Source organism: Proteus hauseri, assembly GCF_004116975.1.
Classification (GTDB): domain Bacteria; phylum Pseudomonadota; class Gammaproteobacteria; order Enterobacterales; family Enterobacteriaceae; genus Proteus; species Proteus hauseri.
On the sequence record NZ_CP026364.1, the window covers coordinates 2,225,699 to 2,250,265 of the forward strand.

The following is a 24,567-nucleotide window of genomic DNA, read 5'->3' on the forward strand; positions in this document are numbered from 1 at the left end:
TTAAAGTACTTAGATCGCCGCTGTATAGATCCGTTGGCTAACTTCAAGGGTGATATCTTGATGTTCACCTAGTGCGGTTTGACCATGTTCTTGCAGTTTTCGCACTAAGGCTGGGATATCCGCTTCGCCGATTTTAAAATCAGACAGTCGAGTTCTAAGTCCCATAATTTCAAAAAATTTTCGAGTTTCGTTAATTGCAGTTTCAATTTTAAAAGCGTCAGAACCTTGGTGAATTCCCCAGACTTTCTGTGCATATTGGATAAGCTTTTGGTATTTCTCCTGGCGTTTTTCATTGAGTAGGGCAGGTAAAACAATGGCGAGAGTCTGGGCATGATCAAGACCATGTAAAGCGGTAAGTTCATGTCCCAATGCATGGGTCGCCCAATCTTGAGGGACACCTACACCAAGGATGCCATTAAGCGCTTGTGATGCTGTCCACATTATATTAGCACGAATATCATAGTCTGTTGGTGATACCAACGCTTTAGGGCCTTCTTCAATTAAAATACGTAAAAGACCTTCTGCATATTCATCTTGTACACGAGCATTCACTGGATAAGTGAGATATTGCTCTAATATATGAATAAAAGCATCAACAACACCATTAGCTGTTTGCCTTGGTGGTAATGAAAACGTGGTTGTAGGATCTAAAATTGCGCAATGAGGATAAACATAAGGGCTAGCAAAGCTCTGTTTATCCATTGTCTGTTTTTTACTAATAACAGAGAAGCTATTGGTTTCTGAACCTGTGGCCGGAAGTGTTAGCACACAACTTAATGGCAGGGCTTTTTGCACCACGTTCCCGCGGCTAGTGACAATTTCCCAAGGCTCGCCTTGATAAGGTACTGCCGCGGCAATAAATTTAGTGCCATCAACAACAGAACCACCACCAACGGCTAATAAGTGTGTAATGCCATAATAGCGAGCATATGAGACTGCTTTCATTAAGGTCTCATATGAGGGATTTGGCTCAATACCGCCAAACTCATGAATTTGATAACCAGGTAGCGCTGTATAAACTTGGTCTAGTACGCCATTTCGTTTAATACTACCTCCACCATAAGTGAGTAAAATTCTTTCACTTTTTGCAATTTCAGTACGAAGTTTGTCTATTTGTCCTCGACCAAAATGAATACGTGTTGGTGAGTAATAAGTAAAGTTTTGCATTATAGTTTTCACCTTGTTTTTTTGGTGTGTGATATGACAATAAATAAGTAAAAAATTTTTCTCTGTATATAGACGGATAATAGTGACAAAACTATAACTATAAGATTGTGAAAATGAGAGTATTGGTGTTTTCTCTCAATGATAAACACAATACTAATTATAAGTTACTTTTAATTTATCGGAGATATATGACAAATCATTATTTAAAATTAAACCAAGCTCACTGGGATAATCAAGCTGCGATGGAAAATCAGTGGTCTAAACCTGTCAGCGATGAAGAAATTATGGCTGCTAAAAAAGGGAATTAGAAAGTACATCTCACACCTACCCCGGTAAAAGCATCGTGGTTAACCGATATTGAAGGTAAAAAAATACTTTGTTTAGCCTCTGCTGGTGGGCAACAAGGGCCTATTTTAGCTGCTGCAGGTGCACAAGTGACAGTTTTTGATTTATCAGAAGGGCAATTAAGTAAAGACAGACAATTAGCAGAAAAATATCAATTAAATTTGGTTACTGCACAAGGTGATATGGCAAATTTAAGCGATTTTGCTGATGAAAGCTTTGATATTGTGTTTCATCCCATTTCTAATTTGTATGTGCCTGATGTAAATCCTGTTTGGCAAGAGTGTTACCGTGTATTGAAAAAAGGTGGTGTGTTGATGGCCAGCTTTTATAATCCTATTGTATTTGTCGATGATAGGGATCCTGAATTGCGAGCTCAAGGATTAATGCGACTTGCTTATCGCTTGCCTTATAGTGATCAAAATTCATTACCATCAGATATTCTGCAAGAAAAAGTAGCAAGAGGTGACTGTCTGGTATTTGGTCACTCTTTAACTGATTTAATCGGTGGGCAATTAACCGCTGGTTTCTTATTACAAGAGTTTGTTGAAGACTTTGCTCCTCATGTGCGTTTTTTAGTTGATAGTTATATTCCGACATTCTTGGCTTCAAAGGCAATTAAGCTTTAAGGTGAGAGTATGATAGTTATTAATATAAACGGATTTTTGATTAGATATTAATTTGATAGGAGAAAAACTGATGAAAAACTGAACTTTTGATGATGAATTAAATAAAAATACGCCATTATGACTGACTAACATAATGGCGTATTTTTTATTTGTTTGCGCTACTACGACGATGCTTAATATACATTGCAATAGAGCCAATTAGCCCCGCAGTAAGTAATACGACAGGTATTATCATTAGAATATTCATGACCAATTGTTCATGTTTTTGAACAAAAGGGATCTGATTTAAGATATAGCCTAACGAAACAATGATACCTACCCATAAAAATCCACTTATCCAATTAAATAAGTGAAAACGTCGCTGTTCTAGCTCTGATAAACCAGCGAGTGTTGGTAATAAAGTTCGCACAAAGGCAATAAAACGACCAATTAATAGCGCGTATAAACCTTGGCGATGAAATAGCTCGTTGGCTCGCTGGTGATATTGATCTGGTAGCTGTGACATCCAACGTTTAACGATCTTTGTATCACTTAGCCAACGCCCTTGTAAAAAGCCAAGCCAACTTCCGACGCTTGCGGCGGTGCCTAATATGGCTATGGTTGGAATAAAATGTAAAACATCTTTGGCTATTAACGCACCACAAAGAACAAGCAGTGTATCTCCTGGTAAAAAAGCGGCGGGTAAAATACCGTTTTCCAGCATAATAATAATAAAAAGTACAACATAGATAACCCACATTATATTTGGATCAGCAAGCACCATATAATCATGTTGCAATAGTGCGTGGATTATCTCTTTTAATGTATCCATTCGCGAACTCGCATAAAAAAGGACTTTATAGCAACTATTCTAACGCAAAAAAAAAATGATCGTTTGATTTAATCCCTGTGAAACCACAGGGATAGCTTTTTTTTAATAAAAAATTCATTATTTAATCAGAAATACGTATAAATGCTTGCGCTAAATCCTCAATTAAATCATCGACATTTTCTAATCCAATATGCACCCGGAAAAGAGTGCCATTAAATTCAGGTTGTGAGTGATATTGGCGCATCGCTTTAATATCATTTGGATGGTAGCCTAAAATTAACGATTCAAATCCACCCCAGGAAAATGCCATTTTAAATAATGATAAATTATCTAAGAAGAGGGCAAAATCATCCGTATTTAAGATTTTCTTTAAACTAAAAGAAAATAGCCCATTGCTGCCAGTGAAATCCCGTAGAAAGTATTCATGGCCAGCGCAAGATGAAAGTGCAGGATGATAGACATTATCGACTAATGGATGTTGTTTTAACCAGCGAGCAACTTCTAAACCACTTTGTTCATGTTGCTTCATTCTTACGGATAAGGTTCTTAAGCCACGAGCTGCAATATAAGCGGTATCAGGGTCACAACATTGACCAAGTAAATAGGCATTTTCGCGTAATTGAGCCCAGCAACGTTCGTTTGCTACTGCAAATCCCAGCATTCCGTCAGAGTGACCAATAATATATTTGGTTGCTGATTGTATGGAAATATCAACGTCAAAAGTGATGGGTTTGAGTAATAAACCAGCCGCCCATGTATTATCGAACATGATAATAATATCGGGATTATATTGTCTAACAGCAGTTACTATGGATTGTAAATCTTGTATTTCCATTGTGATAGAGCCGGGCGATTCAAGAAATACAATTTTAGTTTCAGGGCGTAGTAATTGGCTGATCTCTTTACCTATCAAGGGATCAAAATAGGTGGTAGTGACTGATAGCTTACCTAAGATCTGATCACAGAAATTTTGTGTTGGATCATAAGCTGAACCTGTCATCAGAATGTGATCCCCTGGTTTAATAAAAGCGAGTATAGATTGTGTTATCGCAGCAGCACCAGAAGGAAAGAGCGCACAACCTGCGCCTTGTTCTAGCTCAGTTAAGGCTTCTTGTAATGCAAAATGAGTCGTAGTACCTCTGCGGCCGTAAAAAAGTGTGCCTTCAGCACGTTTTTTGGTTGCTTCACGCTTTTGCGCAACAGAATCAAAAATTACCGATGAAGTTCGTTGTATAATCGGATTTACGGCGGATTGTGAATATTTTTTAGCTCGTCCAGAAAGAATAAGTGAGGTTTCTGATTTTTTTAGCGTCATCCTTAATACCTTCTTTTAATTTGATGATGTGTTTGTCTCACGTTAATGCATTTTTTGTACAAGTACAAAAGGGAATCAAGGCAATTGATAAAATTTCATGTTACGTAAAATGACGATAGATTGTCTTAAAAATAAACAAATGAGAAAAAATAGCCAAATAGTAATGATAATTACTATCAAAATGCTTCATGTTTGATATCATTTGAGCGTTTTCTCTTTCCTGATGGCAAACAGGCTCATGGCAAGCGAACGATTTTGGGTAAGTAATGAAGCATTTTTCTTCATTACTGAATATATAAATAGATAAAAAAGAGAGTAAAAGGCCAACTGATGCGTAATTTGACAGCTTCTATTCTATTGGCAATCGGTCTGACAGGCTCTGCTTTTGCGGATACAACACCTGCCACACCAACTGAACAGCCAACAACTGCTGCTGTTTCTTCAACAGCTTCTACACAGGGAACAGCTACAACTAATACTGTAGCAACTACAACAGAAAATACGGCTAATACTGCGACAACAGGTAGTGAAATAAAAGCAACTGGGTCTGAAACACCAGTAACCGAAGGTGTAAATACGACGGCAGTAACCCCTGTCGTAGAAAATGCAACCCCAGAAGCACAACCTGAAATGGTTGCTGGTGGTGGCTTTGCTGAAGATCTTTCTGTTATGGGTATGTATCGTAATGCTGACTTAGTCGTTAAAAGTGTCATGATTGGTTTATTGCTGGCTTCTATTGTGACTTGGGCACTCTTTTTCGCGAAAGGCAGCTATTTATTAGCACTTCGTCGTCGTTTAAGAAATGAAACAGCACAATTATTAGATGCAAAATCATTAGATGATGCGTTAGCTATTAGTAAAAAATTTGGTAATAAAAGCGCAAGTGCTGATTTCTTTACCGATGCTGATCTAGAACGTGAGTATTCTAAAGAGAGTAAAGTTGCCGCAGGCATTAAAGAACGAGTTGAAATGCGTATGGAACGTCGTGTTGCTGCAATCATTCGTGAATTAGGTCGTGGTAATGGATATCTTGCAACAATTGGTGCAATTTCTCCTTTTATCGGTCTGTTTGGTACCGTTTGGGGCATTATGAATAGCTTTATTGGTATTGCTCACTCTCAAACCACAAACTTAGCGGTTGTTGCACCGGGTATTGCAGAAGCTTTATTAGCAACCGCAATTGGTCTGATCGCGGCTATTCCTGCCGTTATTATTTACAATATCTTCGCTCGTATGATTGCTGGTTACCGTGGTGAAATTGGTGATATTGCAACTGGGGTTGTCACATTAGTTAGCCGTGACTTAGATATTGAAAACAGCAAAGCAAGGTAATGAATTATGGCAATGCGTCTTGGTGATGATTCAGGTGATGATAATGAATTGCATGATATCAATGTGACGCCTTTTATTGATGTCATGCTGGTTCTGCTCATTATCTTTATGGTTGCTGCACCGTTAGCAACCGTTGATATTAAAGTGAACTTGCCGGCTTCAAGTGCAAAACCACAACCTCGTCCTGAAAAACCTGTTTATCTGACCATTAAATCAGACAAACAAATATTTATTGGTGAAGAGATGGTTACGCATGAGACTATTGCAAATGTGCTAGACACATTAACGCAGGCAAATAAAGACACCACTATCTTTTTCCAAGCCGATAAAACAGTCGATTATGAGACACTGATGAGTGCAATGGATTCGCTAAGAAAAGCGGGTTATCTCAAAGTGGGGCTTGTTGGCATGGAAACTGTCTCTGCGGGAGGTTAATTAGTAAGAAGTAATACACTAATTAAGCTGACAAAATTGATAAAAAAAGCATCTTATTCATTAAATTAGATTGGATAAGATGCTTTTTTATTATCTTATTTTCCATATTTTTTTATTTATCTGATTAAATAAATAGGATGATTTATCTATTTAGGCTGTTATTAATTTAAATTGAAATTTGAGATAGAATAAAATTTAGCTTTAGTGTTAAGCGATGCTAATAACATATAGATTAAATTTAATGGTTGTTCATTAATTAAGTTAATCGTGAGATTATAAGCTGAATCAATTAATACTAAGTAGTTACGATTATTTCAATTAAAAGAACATTAATATTTATTAACTATTCATTTTTTTTCACTTTTTATTTCATTAATATTCTTTGTTTTAAAGTGAATTGTGCTATAACCACATGAAAAATAATGTTTTTGTGTCCATTTGATTTAGGTGTAAAAAAACTTGCGCAAAAATTCTTATTGGATATAATGCCTCCATGTTACAGAATGAAACATCTTGTAATATATTAATACGCCAAATTTGTTTATTATCTAAGTTATCCACCTTTGGTAACTTATTTTTTTATTACACCAGGTAGACCGTTGTTTTCAGTCATTCTAATTTCCGATAAGTGGAAATTTCCACTTATCAAATTATCTCTTATTTATTATAAGAGATAAGTAAAATAAAGCGTGAAAGGCAGAGAACTACACATAGCATTTTATTATTTTAATAAATTTAAAAGCCATAACACTTTGGTGTTATGGCTTTTTTTATTTTTTATTTCATCGATATTCTTTATTACTCTTTTCAGCGTTTAAAACGCGTTTGTTTGCGATAGGGCAAAAACAAATATCTTTTATCTCGATTATCTTTAAACCCCTTTCTCTCGCTTATCTAAGTGCTTATTTATCGTCTTTTAACTGCTCATCGTCGGTAGACGACTACAAATTCTTAACAAAGTGATCCTCTTACTTTTTAGATTTATGGTCATTTTTTTTATCTATTCTCACAAAAAATGAATATGCGCTCTAATTAGTCATTATTAGACGATAAATTGAATAATTTTTATCCATAACAATAACAAGGATTTAACATGAAAATTTATTCAGGTTAATTTTATTATAGATACGATATGTTATAAAGTAACGCTTTGAAATAATTACCAATAAATACTAATTAGCAATTATGAATAATAAGAAATGAATATCACTATCACTCATCAATATGTATTTAATTTTATAGCGATTTTGTACAGAGAAATATCCTTATTCCAAAAGTGAATATACTTATAACTACATGAAAAATGATAAAAAAAATAGGTTGATAAGTGACTAAGATATAATCATTTAAATAGTGGTTAAAAATTAATAACTATAAAAGGTTTGTTAAATTAGTAATGGGTATAAGCTGAAATTAAATATATTAATGTAATGATTTATTGTTTATGAAATGCAATTTTTAACATTTTTTATAATGTAATGTAAAGGTTGATAATATGAAAATAAGAGTCACCATTATAATTAAAAAATATATTAAAAAATTTTTTTAATAAAAATTATTAGAAAGTAAAAATAATGAATTATTAATTTTGTATTATTTTAAATATATTGTCTTAAATTTTGTTTATTTTTTGGTTTGTTTTTATCTTGTTGATTATTAATGATTTAAAATATTATTGGTTAATCATTATTTAGATAATGAGAATTATTCACATTTCTTTTATCATTACTAAATAGAGAATAAATAAATTTAAAATGACGTAATATATAAAAAATATAGATTGAACTTTATATTGCTGAAACGTTTTTACTCACATAAAGGAGTAATTTATTTTTTAATGAATTATCGATTGATAATGATCAAGTCATTATTATGACGGAGTGTTAAAAAGGCGGTGTTTTAAAATTATTCCAATTAAAAATCATCATATCAGGAGAGATATATGGCCTTGGGGAATAATGTTTTTTCCCATCATGGTATTAACCGACGCGATTTTATGAAATTGTGTGCTGCGTTGTCAGCTACCATGGGATTAAGCGGCAAAGCTGCCGCAGAAATGTCTGAAGCAATGGCATCATCAGAGCGACCACCGGTTATCTGGATTGGTGCGCAAGAGTGTACTGGTTGTACTGAGTCTTTATTACGAGCGACTCACCCAACTTTAGAAAACCTCGTTCTTGATGTTATCGCACTCGAATATCACGAAGTGCTTTCTTCTGCTTTTGGCGAGCAAGCCGAAGAGAACAAGCATAATGCGATGGAGAAATATAAAGGTAAATACGTTCTCGTTGTTGATGGGTCAATCCCAGACAAAGATGGTGGCATTTACTGTATGGTCGCTGGAAAACCAATTATTGAGCATATTAAAGAAGCCGCTGAAGGGGCTGCTGCGATTATTGCTATTGGTTCATGTTCTGCTTGGGGAGGTGTACCGGCAACGGGAGGTAACCCAACTGGTGCAAAATCACTGGAAGCAATCTTACCGGGTAAAACGGTTATTAATATTCCAGGATGTCCACCAAACCCACATAACTTCTTAGCGACTGTGGCTCATATTATTACTTTCAATTCACTGCCTAAGTTAGATAGCAAAAACAGACCGCTTTTTGCTTATGAGCGACTGATCCACGAAAACTGTGAACGTCGTCCTCATTTTGATGCGGGTCGTTTTGCTAAAGAATTTGGTGATGAAGGTCACCGCCAAGGTTGGTGTTTATATCACTTAGGCTGTAAAGGGCCTGAGACTTACGGTAACTGCCCAACACTAGAATTCTGTGATATTGGTGGGGGCATTTGGCCTGTCGGTATTGGTCACCCTTGCTATGGCTGTAACGAAGAAGGTATCGGCTTTACTAAAGGTATTTTCCAATTAGCGAATGTTTATCAACCAACACCAAAAGCACAAGTTCCTGATGTGAATGCGAAAGAAGGTGGTGGCGTATCCTACGGTGCGGCTGGTTTACTTGGTGCAGTTGTAGGGGCAGTAGCGGGTGTGAGTGTGATGGCTGTGCGTCAATTAGGCCGTGACAAAAATGCCACAGGAGCAGCCTCACAGGAGGATAAACGGTGAATAGGCGTCATTTCTTTAAGCTGGCATCAGGTGGGGTTCTTCTTGCGGGAATGGCACCCACGGTGAGTCATGCTGCGGCGCAGAACCGTCCCCCAATTCCTGGGTCTCTCGGTATGCTCTATGACTCTACACTTTGCGTAGGCTGTCAAGCATGTGTCACAAAATGTCAGGAAATTAATCATCCGGAACCTATGGAGCGTGGTGATACTTACGCTAATGGTGATCCGATTTGGTCAAACAATGACAAGCTAAGTCCTTACACAAATAACATTATCCAAATTTGGCGTGATGGCACAGGTGATAATAAAGACCAACTTGAAAACGGTTATGCCTTTATTAAGAAGCAATGTATGCATTGTGTTGATGCAAACTGTGTTTCTGTTTGTCCTGTTTCTGCATTAACCAAAGATCCAAAAACCGGTATCGTTCATTATCACGCGGATATTTGTACAGGTTGTCGTTATTGTATGGTGGGATGCCCTTATAACATTCCTAAATATGACTACGATGATCCCTTCGGTAAGCTTTATAAATGTGAACTCTGCAACCAAAAAGGTGTAGAGCGTTTGGATAAAGGTTTATTACCGGGTTGTGTTGAAGTTTGTCCTACAGGTGCGGTTATTTTCGGTACTCGTGAAGAGCTGCTTGAAGAAGCTAAACGTCGTTTAGCGAAAAAAGCAGGTGATGAATATCATTATCCCCGTCAAACCATTAGTGGTGGCGATACTTATCTGCATAAGATCCCAGAATATCAGGATCATATCTATGGTGAGTTTGAAGGTGGTGGTACTCAGGTAATGGTGCTTTCTGCTGTTCCTTTTGACAAATTAGGAATGCCAGAAGTTGATCCATTATCAACAGGTGCGCGTTCTGAACATATCCAACATACGCTTTATAAAGGCATGGTATTACCAATAGCAGCCCTTGCAGGGATCACCTATTTGGTTAACCGTAATAGTAAAAAACAAGAGCAGGAACACCACAAGGAGGATAACGATGTCGAGTCATGATCCTCGTCCACTTGGCGGTAAGCTATTTACTCTCGCGGTGAGAGTTTTCCTTCCGCTTGCTGTGCTCGGTTTTATTCTTATTGGTAAGCGTTTAGTCTTAGGTCTGGGTGATGTCTCCGATCTGAATGGGGGATACCCTTGGGGTATCTGGATTGCCTTTGACTTATTGATAGGAACAGGCTTTGCATGTGGCGGTTGGGCACTTGCATGGGCGGTTTATGTCTTTAATAAAGGGGAATTTCATCCATTAGTGCGCCCTGCATTATTAGCGAGCTTGTTCGGCTATTCATTAGGTGGTTTATCTATCGCCATTGATATCGGTCGTTACTGGAACATGCCTCACTTCTTTATGCCTCAGTACTTTAACGTCAACTCTGTGTTGTTTGAAACAGCGACCTGTATGACCATCTATATTATGGTGATGGCATTAGAATTCTTACCTGCGTTATTAGAACGTTTAGGTTGGAAAGTGTCGTTGAAACGTCTCAACAAAGCGATGTTCTTTATCATTGGTCTTGGGGCTTTGCTGCCAACTATGCACCAATCTTCAATGGGATCATTAATGATTTCAGCGGGTTGGAAAGTACATCCATTGTGGCAATCGTATGAGATGTTACCTCTGTTTTCTTTGCTGACCGCTTTTCTCCTTGGTTTCACTATCGTTATCTTTGAAGGCTCTTTGCTAAAAGCAAGTCGCACTATGAATGATGATGAAACACCACTATTTACCAAGTTAACTAGAGTGATTGAAGTGTTATTGATTGCTTTCTTGGTATGTCGCTGGGGTGAGGTAATTTGGAACGGTAAACTGAGTTATATCGCCAATGGGGATATGTTCTCGTGGTTATTTATCGCTGAAAGTGCATTATTATTACTTCCTCTTATTCTGATGCATTTAAATAACAATCGCCGTAGTCCAAGAATGTTGTTTGTCTGTGCTGTATTTATCTTAATTGGCGCAGCAATGTGGCGTATGAACTATTCTTTAGTTGCTTACAATCCAGGCAATGGTTACCACTATTTCCCAACAGCAAGTGAATTGCTGATTTCTATTGGTTTCGTTGCATTTGAAGTGACAGCTTACATTCTTATTATCCGTTTACTGCCGGTTTTACCAGCACAAACAGACTCAAATATACAATTAAAAAAGGCTGAGGTTAAATCATGAGCCAACGCATTACTATTGATCCTATTACCCGTATTGAAGGGCATTTACGCGTCGATTGTGAAATTGATAACGGAAAAGTTGTTAAGGCTTGGTCTTCCGGTACCATGTGGCGCGGAATGGAGGAGATCCTAAAAGGAAGCGATCCTCGTGATGCATGGATTATCGTGCAACGCATCTGTGGTGTTTGTACGACAGTTCACGCCATAGCCTCAGTACGTGCAGTTGAAGATGCCTTAGGGATGGATATTCCTGTCAATGCGCAGTATATCCGTAACATCATTCTGGCTTCTCACATTCTTCATGACCATATCGTTCACTTCTATCAGCTTTCTGCGATGGACTGGGTTGATATTACTTCAGCATTACAAGCTGATCCTGAAAAAGCGTCAGCAATGCTGAAAGGTGTTTCTCAGTGGCAACTAAACTCTGCTGAAGAGTTCAGAAAAGTTCAGAAGAAAATTCAAGGTCTGGTGGACAGCGGTCAGTTAGGTATTTTCGCTAACGGCTACTGGGGTCACTCAGCTATGAAATTACCGCCAGAAGTTAACCTGATTGCGGTAGCTCACTATCTGCAAGCGCTTGAATGCCAGCGTGATGCAAACCGTATCGTAGCGGTTCTGGGTGGTAAAACACCACACATTCAAAACTTGGCAGTGGGTGGCGTTGCTAACCCAATTAACCTTGATGCGCCAAGTGTTCTTAACTTAGAACGCTTAATGTATGTGAAACACTTTATCGATAATCTTGGCGATTTTATTGAGCAAGTTTATAAAGTCGATACCGCGATTTTTGCTGCTTACTATCCAGAGTGGCTAAAAATTGGTAAAGGTGCTAACTACTATTTATCTGTGCCAGAGTTACCTATTAATGGTAACAATACAGAGTTCTTACTTTCTGGTGGTTATATGGAAGGCGTTGATTTCTCAACGTATCGTCCAATCAAAGACTGGAAAGATGAAAACCTAAAAGACGGTATTGAAGAAAGTGGTAAGCATGCTTGGTATGAAGATGATGAACCATTAAAACCGTGGGAAGGTTTGACTCGTCCTAAATATACAGGTTGGGATGAGAACGAAAAATACTCATGGGTTAAATCACCTACATTCTACGGCAAACCTGTCGAAGTGGGTACGTTAGCATGGTTAGTATGTGGTTTAGCAGGTAAGCATGAAGGGACTGTTAAACACTACAATGAAATCAATGGGATCTATACTAAATTAACGGGTGAAACACTGGTTAATGAGCAGTTAGAGTCAACTTGGGGACGCATTATTGGACGTACTGTTCATGCGTGTGTGTTACAAGATTCTCTAAACTTCTTGTGGCAATCACTGGTAGATAATATTGGCCGTGGTGATACCACTGCATTTATTAAGCCAGAGTTTGAACCGGGTAAAGAATATCGTGGTGTTGGTTTTGAAGAAGCCTCACGCGGTATGCTCTCTCACTGGATTGTTTTCAAAGACGGTAAAATCACTAACTATCAGGCAGTCGTTCCTTCTACATGGAATGCGGGTCCTCGTAACTTTAATGATGAACCGGGTCCATATGAGTTATCTCTGGTTGGCACACCTGTTGCTGATCCGAAAAAACCATTGGAAGTTGTCAGAACTATCCACTCATTTGACCCATGTATGGCATGCGCCGTGCATATGGTTGATTTGACTGGTAAAGAACTGAGTAAGGTGAAGGTATTGTAATGCGAATTCTTGTCTTAGGTATTGGTAATTTATTACTAAGCGATGAAGGCATTGGTGTTCGTATAGTAGAAGCGCTCGAAGAGCGCTTCTCTTTACCAGAGAACGTCGATGTTATTGATGGTGGCACATCAGGTATGGAAATCTTGCAAGATATCGCAGCAAGAGACTTACTGATTGTTGCTGATGCGGTAAGAAGTAATCATAAACCGGGTAGTATTTTTATTTTGCATGATGATGATGTACCTGCATTATTCACCCAGAAAATATCGCCTCATCAACTAGGCTTATCTGATGTCTTGATGGCATTACGTATGACGGATGAGTTTCCGCGTAAACTGATTTTAGTTGGGATTGAGCCAGCCTCTTTAGAGCCAAGCATGTCGCTGTCTGACATTGGTAATCAGTCTATGGAAATCGCGTTAGAACACGTTGTGAATATTTTACGTGAATATGGTGTTGTAGTAACACCAAAAGAGGTAACCGCATGAGTGAACTAGAATTAAGCTGGGATATCATGGGGTATGACGCACCGCCTATCGAACAACTAGAAGCCTGTTTTAGTGAAATTGCAGAAAAAGAGATGAAAGGCCTGCCCTTTTTTAGAGAGGGTATTCCGGTAAAAGCGGGTGGTTTCACTTTATTTGAAAAGCAATGGATAGGTACAGTACTAACACCTTGGATGTTAGAGTTAGTTGTGTTTCCTGGGCCTTCACAAGAGTGGCCACGACGTAAAATTGGCGAACGCATCGCATTAGAATTGCCTTGTGGTCAGGTTAAATTTGTCGTTGGTGAGCTTGCTGATGGTATTCAATATCTTGCTTGTTCATTAATGTCGCCTCTTGATCGTCATTTAAAAGGTGATCAGGCGGTTGAGTTGGCAGAAAATAGTGTAAAAATGGCACTTTCTCTTCCTGTTCAGACTCAATCCGTAGCAGAAGTTGATTTAAGTCGTCGTTCTCTCTTCCGTGGTCAGTTAAGATCATAGGGTAGAAATTTTACGCGACACAGAGTCAAATTCTTCTTATTGAATAGTCAGGAGTCAGAATATGTGTAGCACTTGCGGTTGTGGCGAAGGCAATGTGAGAATTGAAGGTCAAGAGCCTCATTCGCACGAGCACCACCATCATCATTCTCATGACCATGATCATCACGACCACGGTCATCACCACGATCACGATCATCATCATGGTCACGATCATCATCATGAACACGACGCTGCTCCAGCAAATACCGTTCATAAATATATTGATAAGTCTGAACAAAAGCATAAACATAACTACGAAACCAATGGTCAGCCTATCATTGTTCATCATCACTATTATCATAACAGTGGTGATGTACACCTTCATTTTCATAGCGACACTCAGCCTAATAAACCGCAAGTTGTCCATGAGCATCATCATGGAGATGACGATCATCACCATGAACACAGTCATACTCACGATTATGCGCATAATCATGACCATGAACATGAAGAAAAATTTAATCCAGTTATCGAAAATCAAAATATGCATTATGGTCAAGGTGAAGCAGGAACTCATGCTCCTGGTATTAGCCAAAAACGTATGCTGAAAATTGAAATGGATGTGCTGGATAAAAATAATCGTATCGCTGTGCATAACCGTGAACATTTTGAACAGCAAAATGTGTTGGCTTTAAATTTAGTCTCAAGCCCAGGCTCAGGCAAAACCACATTACTTACGCAAACTTTAAAACAGTTAGCGCAAAGAGTAGCCTGTGCGGTTATTGAGGGTGACCAACAAACCACAAATGACGCAGATCGTATTCGTGCGACAGGTGTTCCTGCGATCCAGGTGAATACAGGTAAAGGTTGCCACCTTGATGCGCAAATGGTGCATGATGCGACTCACCAATTAGGGTTACAGGACAACAGCGTACTGTTTATTGAAAACGTAGGTAACTTAGTTTGCCCTGCAAGTTTTGATCTTGGTGAAAGACATAAAGTGGCTATCCTTTCAGTAACTGAAGGCGAAGATAAACCACTGAAATACCCACATATGTTTGCAGCTGCTGATTTAATGATCATTAATAAAATCGATTTAGTACCTTACTTAAACATCGATATTGATGCGTGCATTGAATCTGCTCGTCGAGTTAACCCAGATATTCAAATCATTGCGTTATCTGCCACAACAGGTGAAGGCATGGAAAAATGGCTGGCTTGGCTGGAGAGTCGTTTATGTGCTTAGGTGTTCCCGCTAAAATTGTAGAGGTGGGCGAAGATGTCCACCAACTCGCTTGGGCTGAAGTCAGTGGCGTTAAACGTGCGGTTAATATTTCAATGGTATGCGAAGGTGAACCGGAAGAATTATTAGGTAAATGGGTGCTTATTCATGTTGGATTTGCCATGAGTATTCTTGACGAACAAGAAGCACAAGATACCCTTGATGCATTACAGCATGTTTATGGTGTCACCCTTGAAGAGGCTGATGATGCAATACGTTGATGAATTTCGTGATCCCGAACTTGCTAAAGCATTATTAGTGCAAATTCGTGAAACAATCTCACAATGGCCTCATCCCATTACACGGCCATTACAAATTATGGAAGTGTGTGGTGGGCATACCCATGCCATTTTCAAATTTGGATTAGACCGTTTATTACCTGAAGAAATTGAATTTGTTCATGGACCTGGCTGTCCTGTTTGTGTATTACCAATGGGGCGGATTGATGCTTGTTTAGAAATAGCGGCTCGTCCTGAGGTTATTTTTTGTACCTTTGGTGATGCCATGCGAGTGCCGGGTCGTAATGGCTCTATGCTTGATGCACGTCGTCGTGGTTCTGATATTCGTATTGTTTACTCACCACTCGATTCATTAAAAATCGCACAAGAAAATCCAGATAAACAAGTAGTCTTTTTTGGTCTTGGTTTTGAAACCACCATGCCAAGTACAGCAATGACGCTACAACAAGCAAAATTACGTGGGCTGAAAAACTTTTCACTGTTTTGTCAGCATATTACTATCGTGCCTACATTACGTTGTTTACTTGAACAAGATGATGTTCGTATCGACGGTTTTATTGCTCCAGGACATGTGAGCATGGTGATTGGTTGTACACCGTATCAACCGCTATGTGACGAATTTGAAAAGCCTTTTGTTGTAACAGGATTTGAACCCTTAGACTTATTACAAGCTATACTGATGGTCATAAAGCAACTTAAAGCAAAAGCAGAAAATGCAAATTATGTTTTAAGTATTGAAAATCAATATAGTCGCATTGTACCTAATGAAGGCAACAAGCTTGCTCAAAAAGCACTGCAAGAAGTCTTTATGCTAAAAGAAACCAGCGAATGGCGTGGATTAGGTGAAATTCCTATGTCGGGCATTCAACTTACGCCAGATTATGCACAGTTTGATGCTGAGTTACGCTTTATGCCAGCACCACAAAAAGTTGCTGATAATCCGCAATCTCGTTGTGGTGATGTATTAACAGGGCGCTGTAAACCATCTGATTGCCCACTGTTTGGTAAAAGTTGTACACCAGAAACTGCGTTGGGTGCATTGATGGTCTCTTCAGAAGGTGCGTGTGCGGCTTATTATCAGTATCGCCGCGAAGGTAATATATGAAACAACCTGATGAAATAACCTTAGCTCAAGGAAATGGTGGGCAAGGGATGCAACAACTTATCGAAGGTCTTTTTTTAAAGGCTTTCGATAATCCGTTACTTAATGAAAAAGAAGATCAGGCACGCATATCGTTAAATGATCTCACCGCATTAGGTGATCGTTTAGCGTTTAGTACTGATAGCTATGTTATTGATCCGATTATTTTCCCTGGTGGAAATATCGGTAAATTATCAGTATGTGGTACGGCAAATGATCTTTCTGTTGGTGGTGCCGTTCCTCGCTATCTCTCTTGTGGTTTTATCCTTGAAGAAGGTTTACCTTTTGAGACGTTAGAAATATTAGTAACAGCAATGGCAAATGCTGCAAAGCAAGCAGGCATTCAAATTGTTACAGGTGATACTAAAGTGGTGCCTCGTGGTGCTGCGGATAAAATTTTTATTAATACTGCGGGTATTGGTGTGATCCCAACTAAGATTAATTGGGCTGCATCGAATATTAAAGCGGGTGATAAGATTTTAGTCAGCGGTACTATTGGTGATCACGGTGCAACTATTCTTAATCTACGTGAAAATTTAGGTCTTGAAGCTGATCTGCAAAGTGATTGCGCGGTACTTGAGCCGATGATAGCACCTTTACGTAATATTGATGGCATTAAAGCACTGCGTGATGCAACGCGTGGTGGGGTAACGGCTATTTTGCATGAATTCTCGCAAGCAAGTGGTTGTGGTATGAATGTGCATGAAAACAAACTACCAATGAAACAATCTGTTCGTGGTGTGTGTGAGCTCTTAGGGTTAGAAGCACTTAATTTTGCCAATGAAGGTAAAATTGTATTAGTGGTTTCACCTGAAGCTGAGGCCAAAGTATTAGAGGCGTTACATCAACATCCATTAGGCAAAGATGCTTGTGCTATTGGTGAAGTTACAACAGATAATTATATTCGTTTAACAGGTATTTTTGGTACTAGCCGTATTCTTGACCTACCTTATAACGAACCACTTCCTCGTATTTGTTAAGTTTTCTCTTCTTATTTATAAATCGAAAAGTATTATTGATTTGTAAATAAAATAAGTTGCTTAGTTGTTACGGAAGTTTGCTATAACGCAAACTTCCGTCATTTATCTTAATTCTGGCTCTTTGCTAAAAAATTTTTAGTAGTAACATGTTCGGCTCATCCTACTGCGTGGAGAGGGTCTCTCGTAGAGGTAAGTTCTAGGAAAAAACATGTCTTGGTCAGAATTTAAAGCTCAATACCTGATCCGTTTTTGGAAGCCTCTTCCAGCAGTCATTGCGGCGGGTATCATTTCAACTTACTACTTTGGTTTAACCGGCACATTCTGGGCTGTTACTGGTGAGTTTACTCGCTGGGGTGGTCACATTATGCAATGGTTTGGTGCTCACCCTGAGGAATGGGGTTATTTTAAAATCATCGGCCTTGAAGGAACGCCATTAACACGCATTGATGGTGTGATGATTATTGGTATGTTCGCTGGATGCATTATGGCCGCACTTTGGGCTAACAACGTCAAACTTCGCCATCCTCAACATAAAATCCGCATTCTTCAGGCCGTTTTAGGTGGTATTATTGCCGGATTTGGTGCTCGTTTAGCAATGGGGTGTAACCTTGCTGCTTTCTTTACGGGGATCCCTCAATTCTCGCTTCATGCGTGGTTTTTCGCGGTTGCAACGGCAATTGGTTCCTATTTTGGCGCTAAACTTTCACTTATGCCAATTTTCCGTATTCCGGTTAAATTACAAAAAGTAAGTCAAGCCTCGCCATTAACTCAAGATAAACAGCGCGCAAAACGCCGCTTTAGATTGGGCATGGTTATCTTTTTTGCCATGATTGCATGGTCATTAATTATTCTCTTTGATTCGCCTAAACTCGGCTTTGCTATGTTGGGTGGAATTGGTTTTGGTATTTTAATTGAACGTGCACAAATTTGTTTTACCTCTGCTTTCCGTGATTTATGGATAACTGGCAGAACGCATATGGCCAAAGCGATAATTATTGGTATGGCCGTGAGTGCTGTGGGTATTTTTAGTTATGTCCAATTAGGTGCTGCACCAAAAATTATGTGGGCTGGGCCAAATGCTGTTGTGGGCGGGTTACTGTTTGGTTTTGGTATCGTACTTGCGGGTGGTTGTGAAACAGGTTGGATGTATCGTGCCGTTGAAGGACAAATCCACTTTTGGTGGGTGGGGTTAGGCAACGTTATTGGTTCTACTTTGTTGGCTTATTATTGGGATGATTTCTCAGCAGTATTAGCCACAGATTACGACAAAATAAATCTTCTTGATACTTTTGGGCCAGTAGGTGGATTAGTAGTGACTTATCTTATGCTGGGTCTGTCATTTGTGTTGTTACTGTGGTGGGAAAAACACTTTTTCCGCAAAAAAGCACAGCAGGCACAATCAATTTCTAACCAGATTAATAAGGAAATAGCATGAGTGAGAAAAGCACAATAATCCCTGATTATCGTCTTGATATGGTGGGTGAGCCTTGCCCTTATCCTGCGGTAGCGACGTTAGAAGCAATGCCATCACTTAAGAAAGGCGAAATATTAGAAGTGGTAAGTGATTGCCCTCAATCGATTAATAACATACCTCTTGATGCTAAAAACTACGGTTATACCGTATTAGATATTCAACAAGATGGTCCAACAATTCGTTATTTAATTCAAAAATAACTTTGTAGATAGTATTAAAAGGCAGCAAATAAGTTAGTTAGGCTTATTTGCTGTTTTTTTTGTGAATTATTTTAAGGTTTTAATGCAGGCAAAATTAATGCGATAGCATGTTGAATGCGCGCAGTAAAATCAGATTGAGGCGCTGGGGGAATAATGCCTAACGTAATTTGACGTAAAGGCTCAGCGATAACCATAGCCAGTAATAGGTCACTTAACGTAGCGTAATCGTATTGGTTGATAATTTTATTTTTTTCTTGGCGTTTTAACCATTGAGTGAGTAACTCACGCCCACGTAAAATTCCGCTACGCTGATATTTCTCCATCAAAATATCTCGGCTTGGGAAATTTTGCTGCAACAATTTAAATAACCCCACGGCATCATGATTAAGTACGGTTTGTGTCATGTGATGTAAATGCTGTGATAATAGTGCTTTAAATTCATCAAAGTTATTTGCATCATCATGAAAAACTTCAATAAAACGGTCTGTCCACGATAATACAATTTGTTCTACTAAATTTTCTTTATCTGTAATAAACCGATAGAGTGTTTTTTTCGCCATTCCTGCTTGTTTAGCAATATCATCCACCGTTGTCGCGTTATAACCGCGTTGAAAAAGCAATGTTAATGTTGCCTGATAAATTTCTTGGCGTATTTCTTGCTCAGGACGGGCTGGACGTCCCCGTTTTTGATTAATCTTGCTATCGGTCATTCGAATCCCTCTTTTTTATTGATTTTATCATTCTTTAGCGATAAAACAATTAAGAAACATAATTCGTTTCTTAATTGATTGGAGTATGACAATGAAAAAACAAACACGTTATTTACCTTGGGCCGTTAATGAAATTAATGAACTACTGTTGCCAGCGCCATTGCGCCTAGAAATGGGGCTTGAGCGAGATGAAAAAGGGTGTTTAACAGTAGCAGTTCGAACGGATTTGCATGGTTGCAAAGGAAAAATGTTAGCGTGGTGGTTTACTTTTTTTGAAACCTCACAGCATATTCGCTGGTGGCATCCTCATGACCATGTCGCTCATCATGGTTGGGATGATAAATGGATAAAAGGAAAAAACTATATTGGTGCATCGATTAGTGCTGTTGAGTCTTTAGGGGATATTCCTCCAGTCAATGCGCAACTTAAATTTCATGATGCCAATGATTTTTTTGATCATTCTAAACTTACTCAAGCCTATAATTCAGGCGCGCTTTCCGCAGCGGTTTGCGGCACGATTGGATTTGGTGAGCATATAAAAATAGATAATAACGGTGATCCAACTGACGGAAAAATGGTGCATTTAACCCGAGATACACAATGGGGATGTGTATTAAGAAGTCGTTTTTACTTAGGAAATTCACTTGCTGATCCGCTAACAGAGTTATCTGATGAGATTGGATTTGGTTTATTACAGCACTGTTATAATGAATTTACTTATCTTTCTCGTTTCCTACCTTCACTTTATTATGGGGAGCATGCTAATGGGGAGAAAGGATCCTTGCCTTGGTAATACGTCATACTTCAAGGTGTAGCGTTGTGGCTACGTTCACTCGCACTAGTCACAATACTCGTCATACTTCAAGGTGTAGCGTTGTGGCTACGTTCACTCGCACTAGTCACATACTATTGTATGCTCCTAGCGACTCATTCACTTGTCGCCTAGCTACACCTCGAATTATTTAGAGTATTTATGAGGATAGAAAGAGCTAAAAGAATAAAAAGAGTAAAAGAATGAAGGGAGTGAGGGTGTAAACATTAATAGCGGGTAGATCGGCGAATTGGCTGTTCTACCCGTGATTTTATCTGGATTACTCTGCTTCGCCACCTAGGACTTCGGTGACTCGTTCAATTAAAGCACTGAGTTCACCAGTCATTAAAACGAAATCGGCATCAAAACGTTGGGCAAAATCTGCTTTATCAATATCATCATTTTGTTCACGTAAAGTTTCACTAAACTTGATCCGTTTTATTGAGCCATCATCACAAAGCATAAATTGCAGGCGCTCTTCCCAATCGATAGAAAGCTTAGTGACAAATTTGCCCGCTTCAATATGTGTCGCGATTTCATCAGAAACCAGTTCTTGTTTTTTACAGCGAATAACGCCGCCTTCTTCTAATACCGCTTTTAATTCCGCTTCATCCATTAATGAGAACCCTGCTGGTAGTTCACCAGAGCGTACCCATTCTGTCATTTTCAGCTCAACAGATTCGTTAAAATTAAGTGGAACAACAGGCAAAGAACCAAGGGTTTTACGTAACAGCGCTAAATTGTCTTCGGCGCGTTTTGAACTACCTGAATCGATGATGATGAGTTGTTTTTCTAAATCTAGCCATAAAAAGGTTTGACTAAACTTACTAAAAGCACGAGGAAGTAGGGTATGAACCACTTCATCTTTTAATGTGGCTTTTTCCGTTTTTTTCAGTTTACGACCTTGCTCACCCTCAAGTTTTTCTACTTTTTCTTGTACCGCTTGTTTTATGACGGTTGCGGGTAAAATTTTGTCTTCTTTTCGAGCGCACAGCATCACTTGTTTGCCTGCAACATGAATAAAAGCATCACCTCGGTCACCCATAGGTGAAACCCAGCCTGTCCTTGTCATATCTTGGCTACTGCAAGGAGTGAATGCCAATGAAGCAAGCTGTTGTTCTAACTCATCCATTGACAGTGCTATCTCTTTATTTAAGCGATAGACCAAAATATTTTTAAACCACAGCATCTGACATTCCCCTTAATCATAATTAACTCCGATATGATACTGAATGTTTGGAGTATCTAAAAGGTAATATCCCTGAAAAGAAAATACTCAGTTAGTTATTTAATAAAAATGCCAAGAAAAGCTGAAACGAATAATTAGTGAAACCGATTTATGAAAATGATAGGCATTCTCAATTGTTTTGATTTACTTAAGAATATTAATAATGAAATTACTAAATTTTTAGTACAACTTGTTATGTGACTATGATCACGTTCTTTCTTTTTATAGCTATTTTTTATTCATAATATGAAATGATTTTCTGAATTATCCCTGTAGTAATTTACAAAACAAAAATCTTCTTGACGATTGTGTGTGATTGATATCACAAAATTAGGAAAATATAACAGGTGATTTTTCATTGGATTTATAGTGATGGCGATCACAAACTTGAATATTTATTTTCTAAATATAGTGAAAATCGCACAAATGGCCTTTTTATATTACATATGGTTATTGTTTAGATTTTGTAATGTTTCTTTGGTTTTTTTTAATACCTCTACGTATTGATTAGATATTGTAATTGAATCTCGCTATTGTGCTTTCTTTATTAATATTTTTGGTTGTTTATTCTTTTAATGAGCAGTTGTTATTCGTTACCACCAGTGAAATTGTATTTAAATTCGACTTTGTTTTTATTTAAATAAGAAATAAATATAAAAATATAAAATTATTAATTCAGAATAATAATATTTAAACCTTTAGTGTTATTTATTTAGTGGTTAAAATTAATACTTCCTTTTAAATATATTAAAGGAGGAGATAAATTTTTTATTGTCAAAAAAAATAATGCTATAACGGAATGAAATATAAAAGAAAAAGTAAAAATAATAATTTTGAAAAAGTTGATTAAGTTCAAAAAACACGTATCTTTACTCTTTAATGTGATACCTATCACTTAGGTATGTAACCATGAAAATGTATGTTGGTGTAATTGTGGGCTGCATCACGAAAGTTAGGCTTTTTTTTGAGTAACATGCCAGCGAAAACATCAATGATGTAATTCATTTCCAGATAGAAATAAAAGTAATGCCTTTATTTAAATATAGATGAGGACGTTATTTTTACGTCTTAATGGTGATTACGTCTGTGTCCAGAAATTAAAACCCTTAAGAAGTTTTATAGAGTAATAAGTAGAGTAAAAGTAGAGTAATAATTAGTAGTCATAAAAATTATCGATTGTGAGAGCGATTTTCTTTTTCGAAATTCGTGGCAGGGATCTTTTTGTCTGAATTACAGGTTAATTAAATTACGGCGGTATTCTTTTTAACCTTAAAGAAAATCATAAAACTATAGAAAATAGATGGGTATTTTAATCATGAAAAGCTTGAAGCCTTTAGCAGCATTGGTTGGTTTACTGATCCTTTCTGGATCAGCAAACGCAGTAAACGTGTATAACGATAAAGGGACACGTTTCGATGTAAATGGTCAGTTCCGTTTAAAAACACAAGTAACTAGCCAAAATCATGAAATGAAAATGACTGATGATGGTAGCCGTATCGGTTTCTTCGGTTCACATGAACTGACTAACGATATCAAAGTATTTGGTAAATTAGAGTGGGGTTCAGACACTCAAAAAACAAATAGTGATAACCCTAAATCAAACTTTGAAATGTACAACCGTGTTGGTTATGTCGGTTTCTCTCACCGTGATTATGGTCAAATCCAATTTGGTCGTACTTATATTCCTATCGACTGGGTTAAAAAATCAAGCTACGGCTATGGTAACACGGGTGTATTCTACTTTAGTGATGTTCTAGGCCGTTCAGTGGGTTATTCTGGTGGTGAAACTACGGTTAATGGTAAATATGTAAATACTAATGGTGTTGGTAAAAACAACTTCATGACTCGTTTACCACAAACTATTTTCATCGAAACTAACCGTTATGAAGGCTTTAAATTAGCGGGTACTGTGACGGGTAAAACAGGTGAAGATGGACGTCGTGTAGCCGGTGATATCACTCGTGCATATTCATTAGTTGGTTTCTATAAATCAACCTTCGGTTTAGAGTTTGATGCGGGTTACTCAGCAGCTAAAGGTGAAGCAAACGTTACTGGTCCAAATAAAGACAAAGTTCCAGAGAACAGTATTTTAGCATTTGGTGCGGAATACTTCTTCCCAGGTCGTGAATTCTCTATCGGTTTAGACTATGGTCAATCTCGTGGTAAAAATCCAGGTTTAGCGCTGTATTCAAACCAAGCTCCACGTGGTTGGAACTCAGTTAAAGGCGATTGGAAAGCTGATCTGTATGGTGTTGGTGTGAAATGGCACTGGGATCGTATCGAAAGTGGCATGTATGCGGGTTACTACCTGCGTGATGGTGATGCGAACACTTTCAACTACAAAAAAGAAACCTATACTGTGGGTGTAGATAAACGTTTTGCGGTATCTAAATACAACAACTTACGTTTATTTGCTGAAATGGCATACGACGATGCTCGTAGCGAAAACCCGAAATATGAAGATAAAAAACAATATATCTTCGAAACCGGTATGCGTCTGTACTTCTAGTCTTGCCAAGAATTAAGGTTTGACAGAAGTAATGAAAGGAGAGCGATATC

21 protein-coding genes and 1 pseudogene are annotated in these 24,567 nt (G+C 38.1%); 17 read left to right on the forward strand and 5 right to left on the reverse strand.

Annotated elements, in window-relative coordinates; all coding sequences use genetic code 11:
* Positions 1–9 precede the first annotated feature (9 nt).
* The gene (locus PH4a_RS10140; protein WP_129039535.1) at positions 10–1,167 is read right to left on the reverse strand and encodes an iron-containing alcohol dehydrogenase; all 1,158 of its coding nucleotides are present in this window, start codon (positions 1,165–1,167) and stop codon (positions 10–12) included.
* Between the two features lie 188 nt (positions 1,168–1,355).
* Here PH4a_RS10140 and PH4a_RS10145 point away from each other — a divergent pair.
* Positions 1,356–2,138 (forward strand): annotated as a pseudogene (locus PH4a_RS10145) (class I SAM-dependent methyltransferase).
* A 145-nt stretch (positions 2,139–2,283) separates the two neighbouring features.
* On the opposite strand, the gene PH4a_RS10150 reads toward PH4a_RS10145, so the two are convergent.
* Together PH4a_RS10150 and metC are read right to left on the reverse strand one after the other, a co-directional pair.
* Positions 2,284–2,949, reverse strand: a complete 666-nt coding sequence (locus PH4a_RS10150) for a DedA family protein (RefSeq protein ID WP_064718967.1) — start codon at positions 2,947–2,949, stop codon at positions 2,284–2,286.
* A gap of 121 nt (positions 2,950–3,070) precedes the next feature.
* Positions 3,071–4,264 carry a cystathionine beta-lyase gene (gene metC / locus PH4a_RS10155; protein WP_129039537.1) on the reverse strand — a complete coding sequence of 398 codons (1,194 nt, stop codon included), beginning with the start codon at positions 4,262–4,264 and terminating at the stop codon, positions 3,071–3,073.
* 330 nt (positions 4,265–4,594) lie between these two features.
* Between metC and exbB the strand changes: the two genes are divergently transcribed.
* The 14 genes from exbB (at position 4,595) to yedF (ending at position 19,259) form a co-directional block, all read left to right on the forward strand.
* A complete protein-coding gene (gene exbB, locus PH4a_RS10160) occupies positions 4,595–5,596 on the forward strand; it encodes a tonB-system energizer ExbB (protein ID WP_129039539.1) in 1,002 nt (333 codons plus the stop codon).
* Between the two features lie 6 nt (positions 5,597–5,602).
* Positions 5,603–6,031 (forward strand): TonB system transport protein ExbD, encoded by a 429-nt coding sequence (exbD, locus tag PH4a_RS10165; RefSeq protein WP_064718970.1) that lies wholly within the window; start codon positions 5,603–5,605, stop codon positions 6,029–6,031.
* 1,942 nt (positions 6,032–7,973) lie between these two features.
* Complete coding sequence (hybO, locus tag PH4a_RS10170; protein WP_064718971.1) at positions 7,974–9,101, forward strand: hydrogenase 2 small subunit; 1,128 nt, start codon at positions 7,974–7,976, stop codon at positions 9,099–9,101.
* On the forward strand, positions 9,098–10,111 hold the full coding sequence (gene hybA / locus PH4a_RS10175; RefSeq protein ID WP_064718972.1) for a hydrogenase 2 operon protein HybA: 1,014 nt from the start codon (positions 9,098–9,100) through the stop codon (positions 10,109–10,111). Before hybO ends, hybA begins: the two co-directional genes overlap by 4 nt.
* Positions 10,098–11,279 (forward strand): Ni/Fe-hydrogenase cytochrome b subunit, encoded by a 1,182-nt coding sequence (gene hybB / locus PH4a_RS10180; RefSeq protein ID WP_064718973.1) that lies wholly within the window; start codon positions 10,098–10,100, stop codon positions 11,277–11,279. The genes hybA and hybB overlap by 14 nt, the downstream gene beginning before the upstream one ends.
* On the forward strand, positions 11,276–12,979 hold the full coding sequence (gene hybC / locus PH4a_RS10185; protein ID WP_129039542.1) for a hydrogenase 2 large subunit: 1,704 nt from the start codon (positions 11,276–11,278) through the stop codon (positions 12,977–12,979). Before hybB ends, hybC begins: the two co-directional genes overlap by 4 nt.
* Positions 12,979–13,467 carry a HyaD/HybD family hydrogenase maturation endopeptidase gene (locus PH4a_RS10190; protein WP_064718975.1) on the forward strand — a complete coding sequence of 163 codons (489 nt, stop codon included), beginning with the start codon at positions 12,979–12,981 and terminating at the stop codon, positions 13,465–13,467. Before hybC ends, PH4a_RS10190 begins: the two co-directional genes overlap by 1 nt.
* Positions 13,464–13,964, forward strand: a complete 501-nt coding sequence (hybE, locus tag PH4a_RS10195; protein WP_129039544.1) for a hydrogenase-2 assembly chaperone — start codon at positions 13,464–13,466, stop codon at positions 13,962–13,964. Before PH4a_RS10190 ends, hybE begins: the two co-directional genes overlap by 4 nt.
* A 61-nt stretch (positions 13,965–14,025) precedes the next feature.
* Positions 14,026–15,189 (forward strand): hydrogenase nickel incorporation protein HypB, encoded by a 1,164-nt coding sequence (gene hypB / locus PH4a_RS10200; protein WP_129039546.1) that lies wholly within the window; start codon positions 14,026–14,028, stop codon positions 15,187–15,189.
* Positions 15,180–15,446: a hydrogenase maturation factor HybG gene (gene hybG / locus PH4a_RS10205; protein ID WP_064718978.1), complete on the forward strand. Its 267-nt coding sequence runs from the start codon at positions 15,180–15,182 to the stop codon at positions 15,444–15,446. The genes hypB and hybG overlap by 10 nt, the downstream gene beginning before the upstream one ends.
* Entirely contained in the window at positions 15,433–16,569 is a 1,137-nt protein-coding gene (hypD, locus tag PH4a_RS10210) for a hydrogenase formation protein HypD (RefSeq protein ID WP_064718979.1), read from the forward strand. The genes hybG and hypD overlap by 14 nt, the downstream gene beginning before the upstream one ends.
* A complete protein-coding gene (gene hypE / locus PH4a_RS10215) occupies positions 16,566–17,585 on the forward strand; it encodes a hydrogenase expression/formation protein HypE (protein ID WP_129039548.1) in 1,020 nt (339 codons plus the stop codon). Before hypD ends, hypE begins: the two co-directional genes overlap by 4 nt.
* Before the next feature lie 208 nt (positions 17,586–17,793).
* Positions 17,794–19,020, forward strand: coding sequence for a selenium metabolism membrane protein YedE/FdhT (yedE, locus tag PH4a_RS10220; RefSeq protein ID WP_129039551.1), 1,227 nt, complete (start codon positions 17,794–17,796; stop codon positions 19,018–19,020).
* Entirely contained in the window at positions 19,017–19,259 is a 243-nt protein-coding gene (yedF, locus tag PH4a_RS10225; protein WP_064718982.1) for a sulfurtransferase-like selenium metabolism protein YedF, read from the forward strand. The genes yedE and yedF overlap by 4 nt, the downstream gene beginning before the upstream one ends.
* A gap of 71 nt (positions 19,260–19,330) precedes the next feature.
* Here yedF and PH4a_RS10230 read toward each other — a convergent pair whose 3' ends face one another.
* Positions 19,331–19,969, reverse strand: coding sequence for a TetR/AcrR family transcriptional regulator (locus PH4a_RS10230; protein WP_129039553.1), 639 nt, complete (start codon positions 19,967–19,969; stop codon positions 19,331–19,333).
* Positions 19,970–20,060: 91 nt separating this feature from the next.
* Here PH4a_RS10230 and PH4a_RS10235 point away from each other — a divergent pair, with 91 nt between their 5' ends.
* Entirely contained in the window at positions 20,061–20,762 is a 702-nt protein-coding gene (locus tag PH4a_RS10235; protein WP_129039555.1) for a DAPG hydrolase family protein, read from the forward strand.
* A gap of 298 nt (positions 20,763–21,060) precedes the next feature.
* On the opposite strand, the gene rdgC is transcribed toward PH4a_RS10235, so the two are convergent.
* Positions 21,061–21,969: a recombination-associated protein RdgC gene (gene rdgC, locus PH4a_RS10240; protein ID WP_129039557.1), complete on the reverse strand. Its 909-nt coding sequence runs from the start codon at positions 21,967–21,969 to the stop codon at positions 21,061–21,063.
* Between the two features lie 1,354 nt (positions 21,970–23,323).
* Between rdgC and PH4a_RS10245 the strand changes: the two genes are divergently transcribed.
* Positions 23,324–24,517, forward strand: coding sequence for a porin (locus PH4a_RS10245; protein ID WP_239994678.1), 1,194 nt, complete (start codon positions 23,324–23,326; stop codon positions 24,515–24,517).
* Positions 24,518–24,567 lie beyond the last annotated feature (50 nt).

What these genes read in the sequence shown, in the direction of transcription:
- PH4a_RS10140 (WP_129039535.1), bottom strand. Translation starts at nt 1,167, where the DNA reads ATGCAAAACTTTACTTATTACTCACCAACACGTATTCATTTTGGTCGA.
- PH4a_RS10150 (WP_064718967.1), bottom strand. Translation starts at nt 2,949, where the DNA reads ATGGATACATTAAAAGAGATAATCCACGCACTATTGCAACATGATTAT.
- metC (WP_129039537.1), bottom strand. Translation starts at nt 4,264, where the DNA reads ATGACGCTAAAAAAATCAGAAACCTCACTTATTCTTTCTGGACGAGCT.
- exbB (WP_129039539.1), top strand. Translation starts at nt 4,595, where the DNA reads ATGCGTAATTTGACAGCTTCTATTCTATTGGCAATCGGTCTGACAGGC.
- exbD (WP_064718970.1), top strand. Translation starts at nt 5,603, where the DNA reads ATGGCAATGCGTCTTGGTGATGATTCAGGTGATGATAATGAATTGCAT.
- hybO (WP_064718971.1), top strand. Translation starts at nt 7,974, where the DNA reads ATGGCCTTGGGGAATAATGTTTTTTCCCATCATGGTATTAACCGACGC.
- hybB (WP_064718973.1), top strand. Translation starts at nt 10,098, where the DNA reads ATGTCGAGTCATGATCCTCGTCCACTTGGCGGTAAGCTATTTACTCTC.
- hybC (WP_129039542.1), top strand. Translation starts at nt 11,276, where the DNA reads ATGAGCCAACGCATTACTATTGATCCTATTACCCGTATTGAAGGGCAT.
- PH4a_RS10190 (WP_064718975.1), top strand. Translation starts at nt 12,979, where the DNA reads ATGCGAATTCTTGTCTTAGGTATTGGTAATTTATTACTAAGCGATGAA.
- hybE (WP_129039544.1), top strand. Translation starts at nt 13,464, where the DNA reads ATGAGTGAACTAGAATTAAGCTGGGATATCATGGGGTATGACGCACCG.
- hypB (WP_129039546.1), top strand. Translation starts at nt 14,026, where the DNA reads ATGTGTAGCACTTGCGGTTGTGGCGAAGGCAATGTGAGAATTGAAGGT.
- hybG (WP_064718978.1), top strand. Translation starts at nt 15,180, where the DNA reads ATGTGCTTAGGTGTTCCCGCTAAAATTGTAGAGGTGGGCGAAGATGTC.
- hypD (WP_064718979.1), top strand. Translation starts at nt 15,433, where the DNA reads ATGCAATACGTTGATGAATTTCGTGATCCCGAACTTGCTAAAGCATTA.
- hypE (WP_129039548.1), top strand. Translation starts at nt 16,566, where the DNA reads ATGAAACAACCTGATGAAATAACCTTAGCTCAAGGAAATGGTGGGCAA.
- yedE (WP_129039551.1), top strand. Translation starts at nt 17,794, where the DNA reads ATGTCTTGGTCAGAATTTAAAGCTCAATACCTGATCCGTTTTTGGAAG.
- yedF (WP_064718982.1), top strand. Translation starts at nt 19,017, where the DNA reads ATGAGTGAGAAAAGCACAATAATCCCTGATTATCGTCTTGATATGGTG.
- PH4a_RS10230 (WP_129039553.1), bottom strand. Translation starts at nt 19,969, where the DNA reads ATGACCGATAGCAAGATTAATCAAAAACGGGGACGTCCAGCCCGTCCT.
- PH4a_RS10235 (WP_129039555.1), top strand. Translation starts at nt 20,061, where the DNA reads ATGAAAAAACAAACACGTTATTTACCTTGGGCCGTTAATGAAATTAAT.
- rdgC (WP_129039557.1), bottom strand. Translation starts at nt 21,969, where the DNA reads ATGCTGTGGTTTAAAAATATTTTGGTCTATCGCTTAAATAAAGAGATA.
- PH4a_RS10245 (WP_239994678.1), top strand. Translation starts at nt 23,324, where the DNA reads ATGAAAAGCTTGAAGCCTTTAGCAGCATTGGTTGGTTTACTGATCCTT.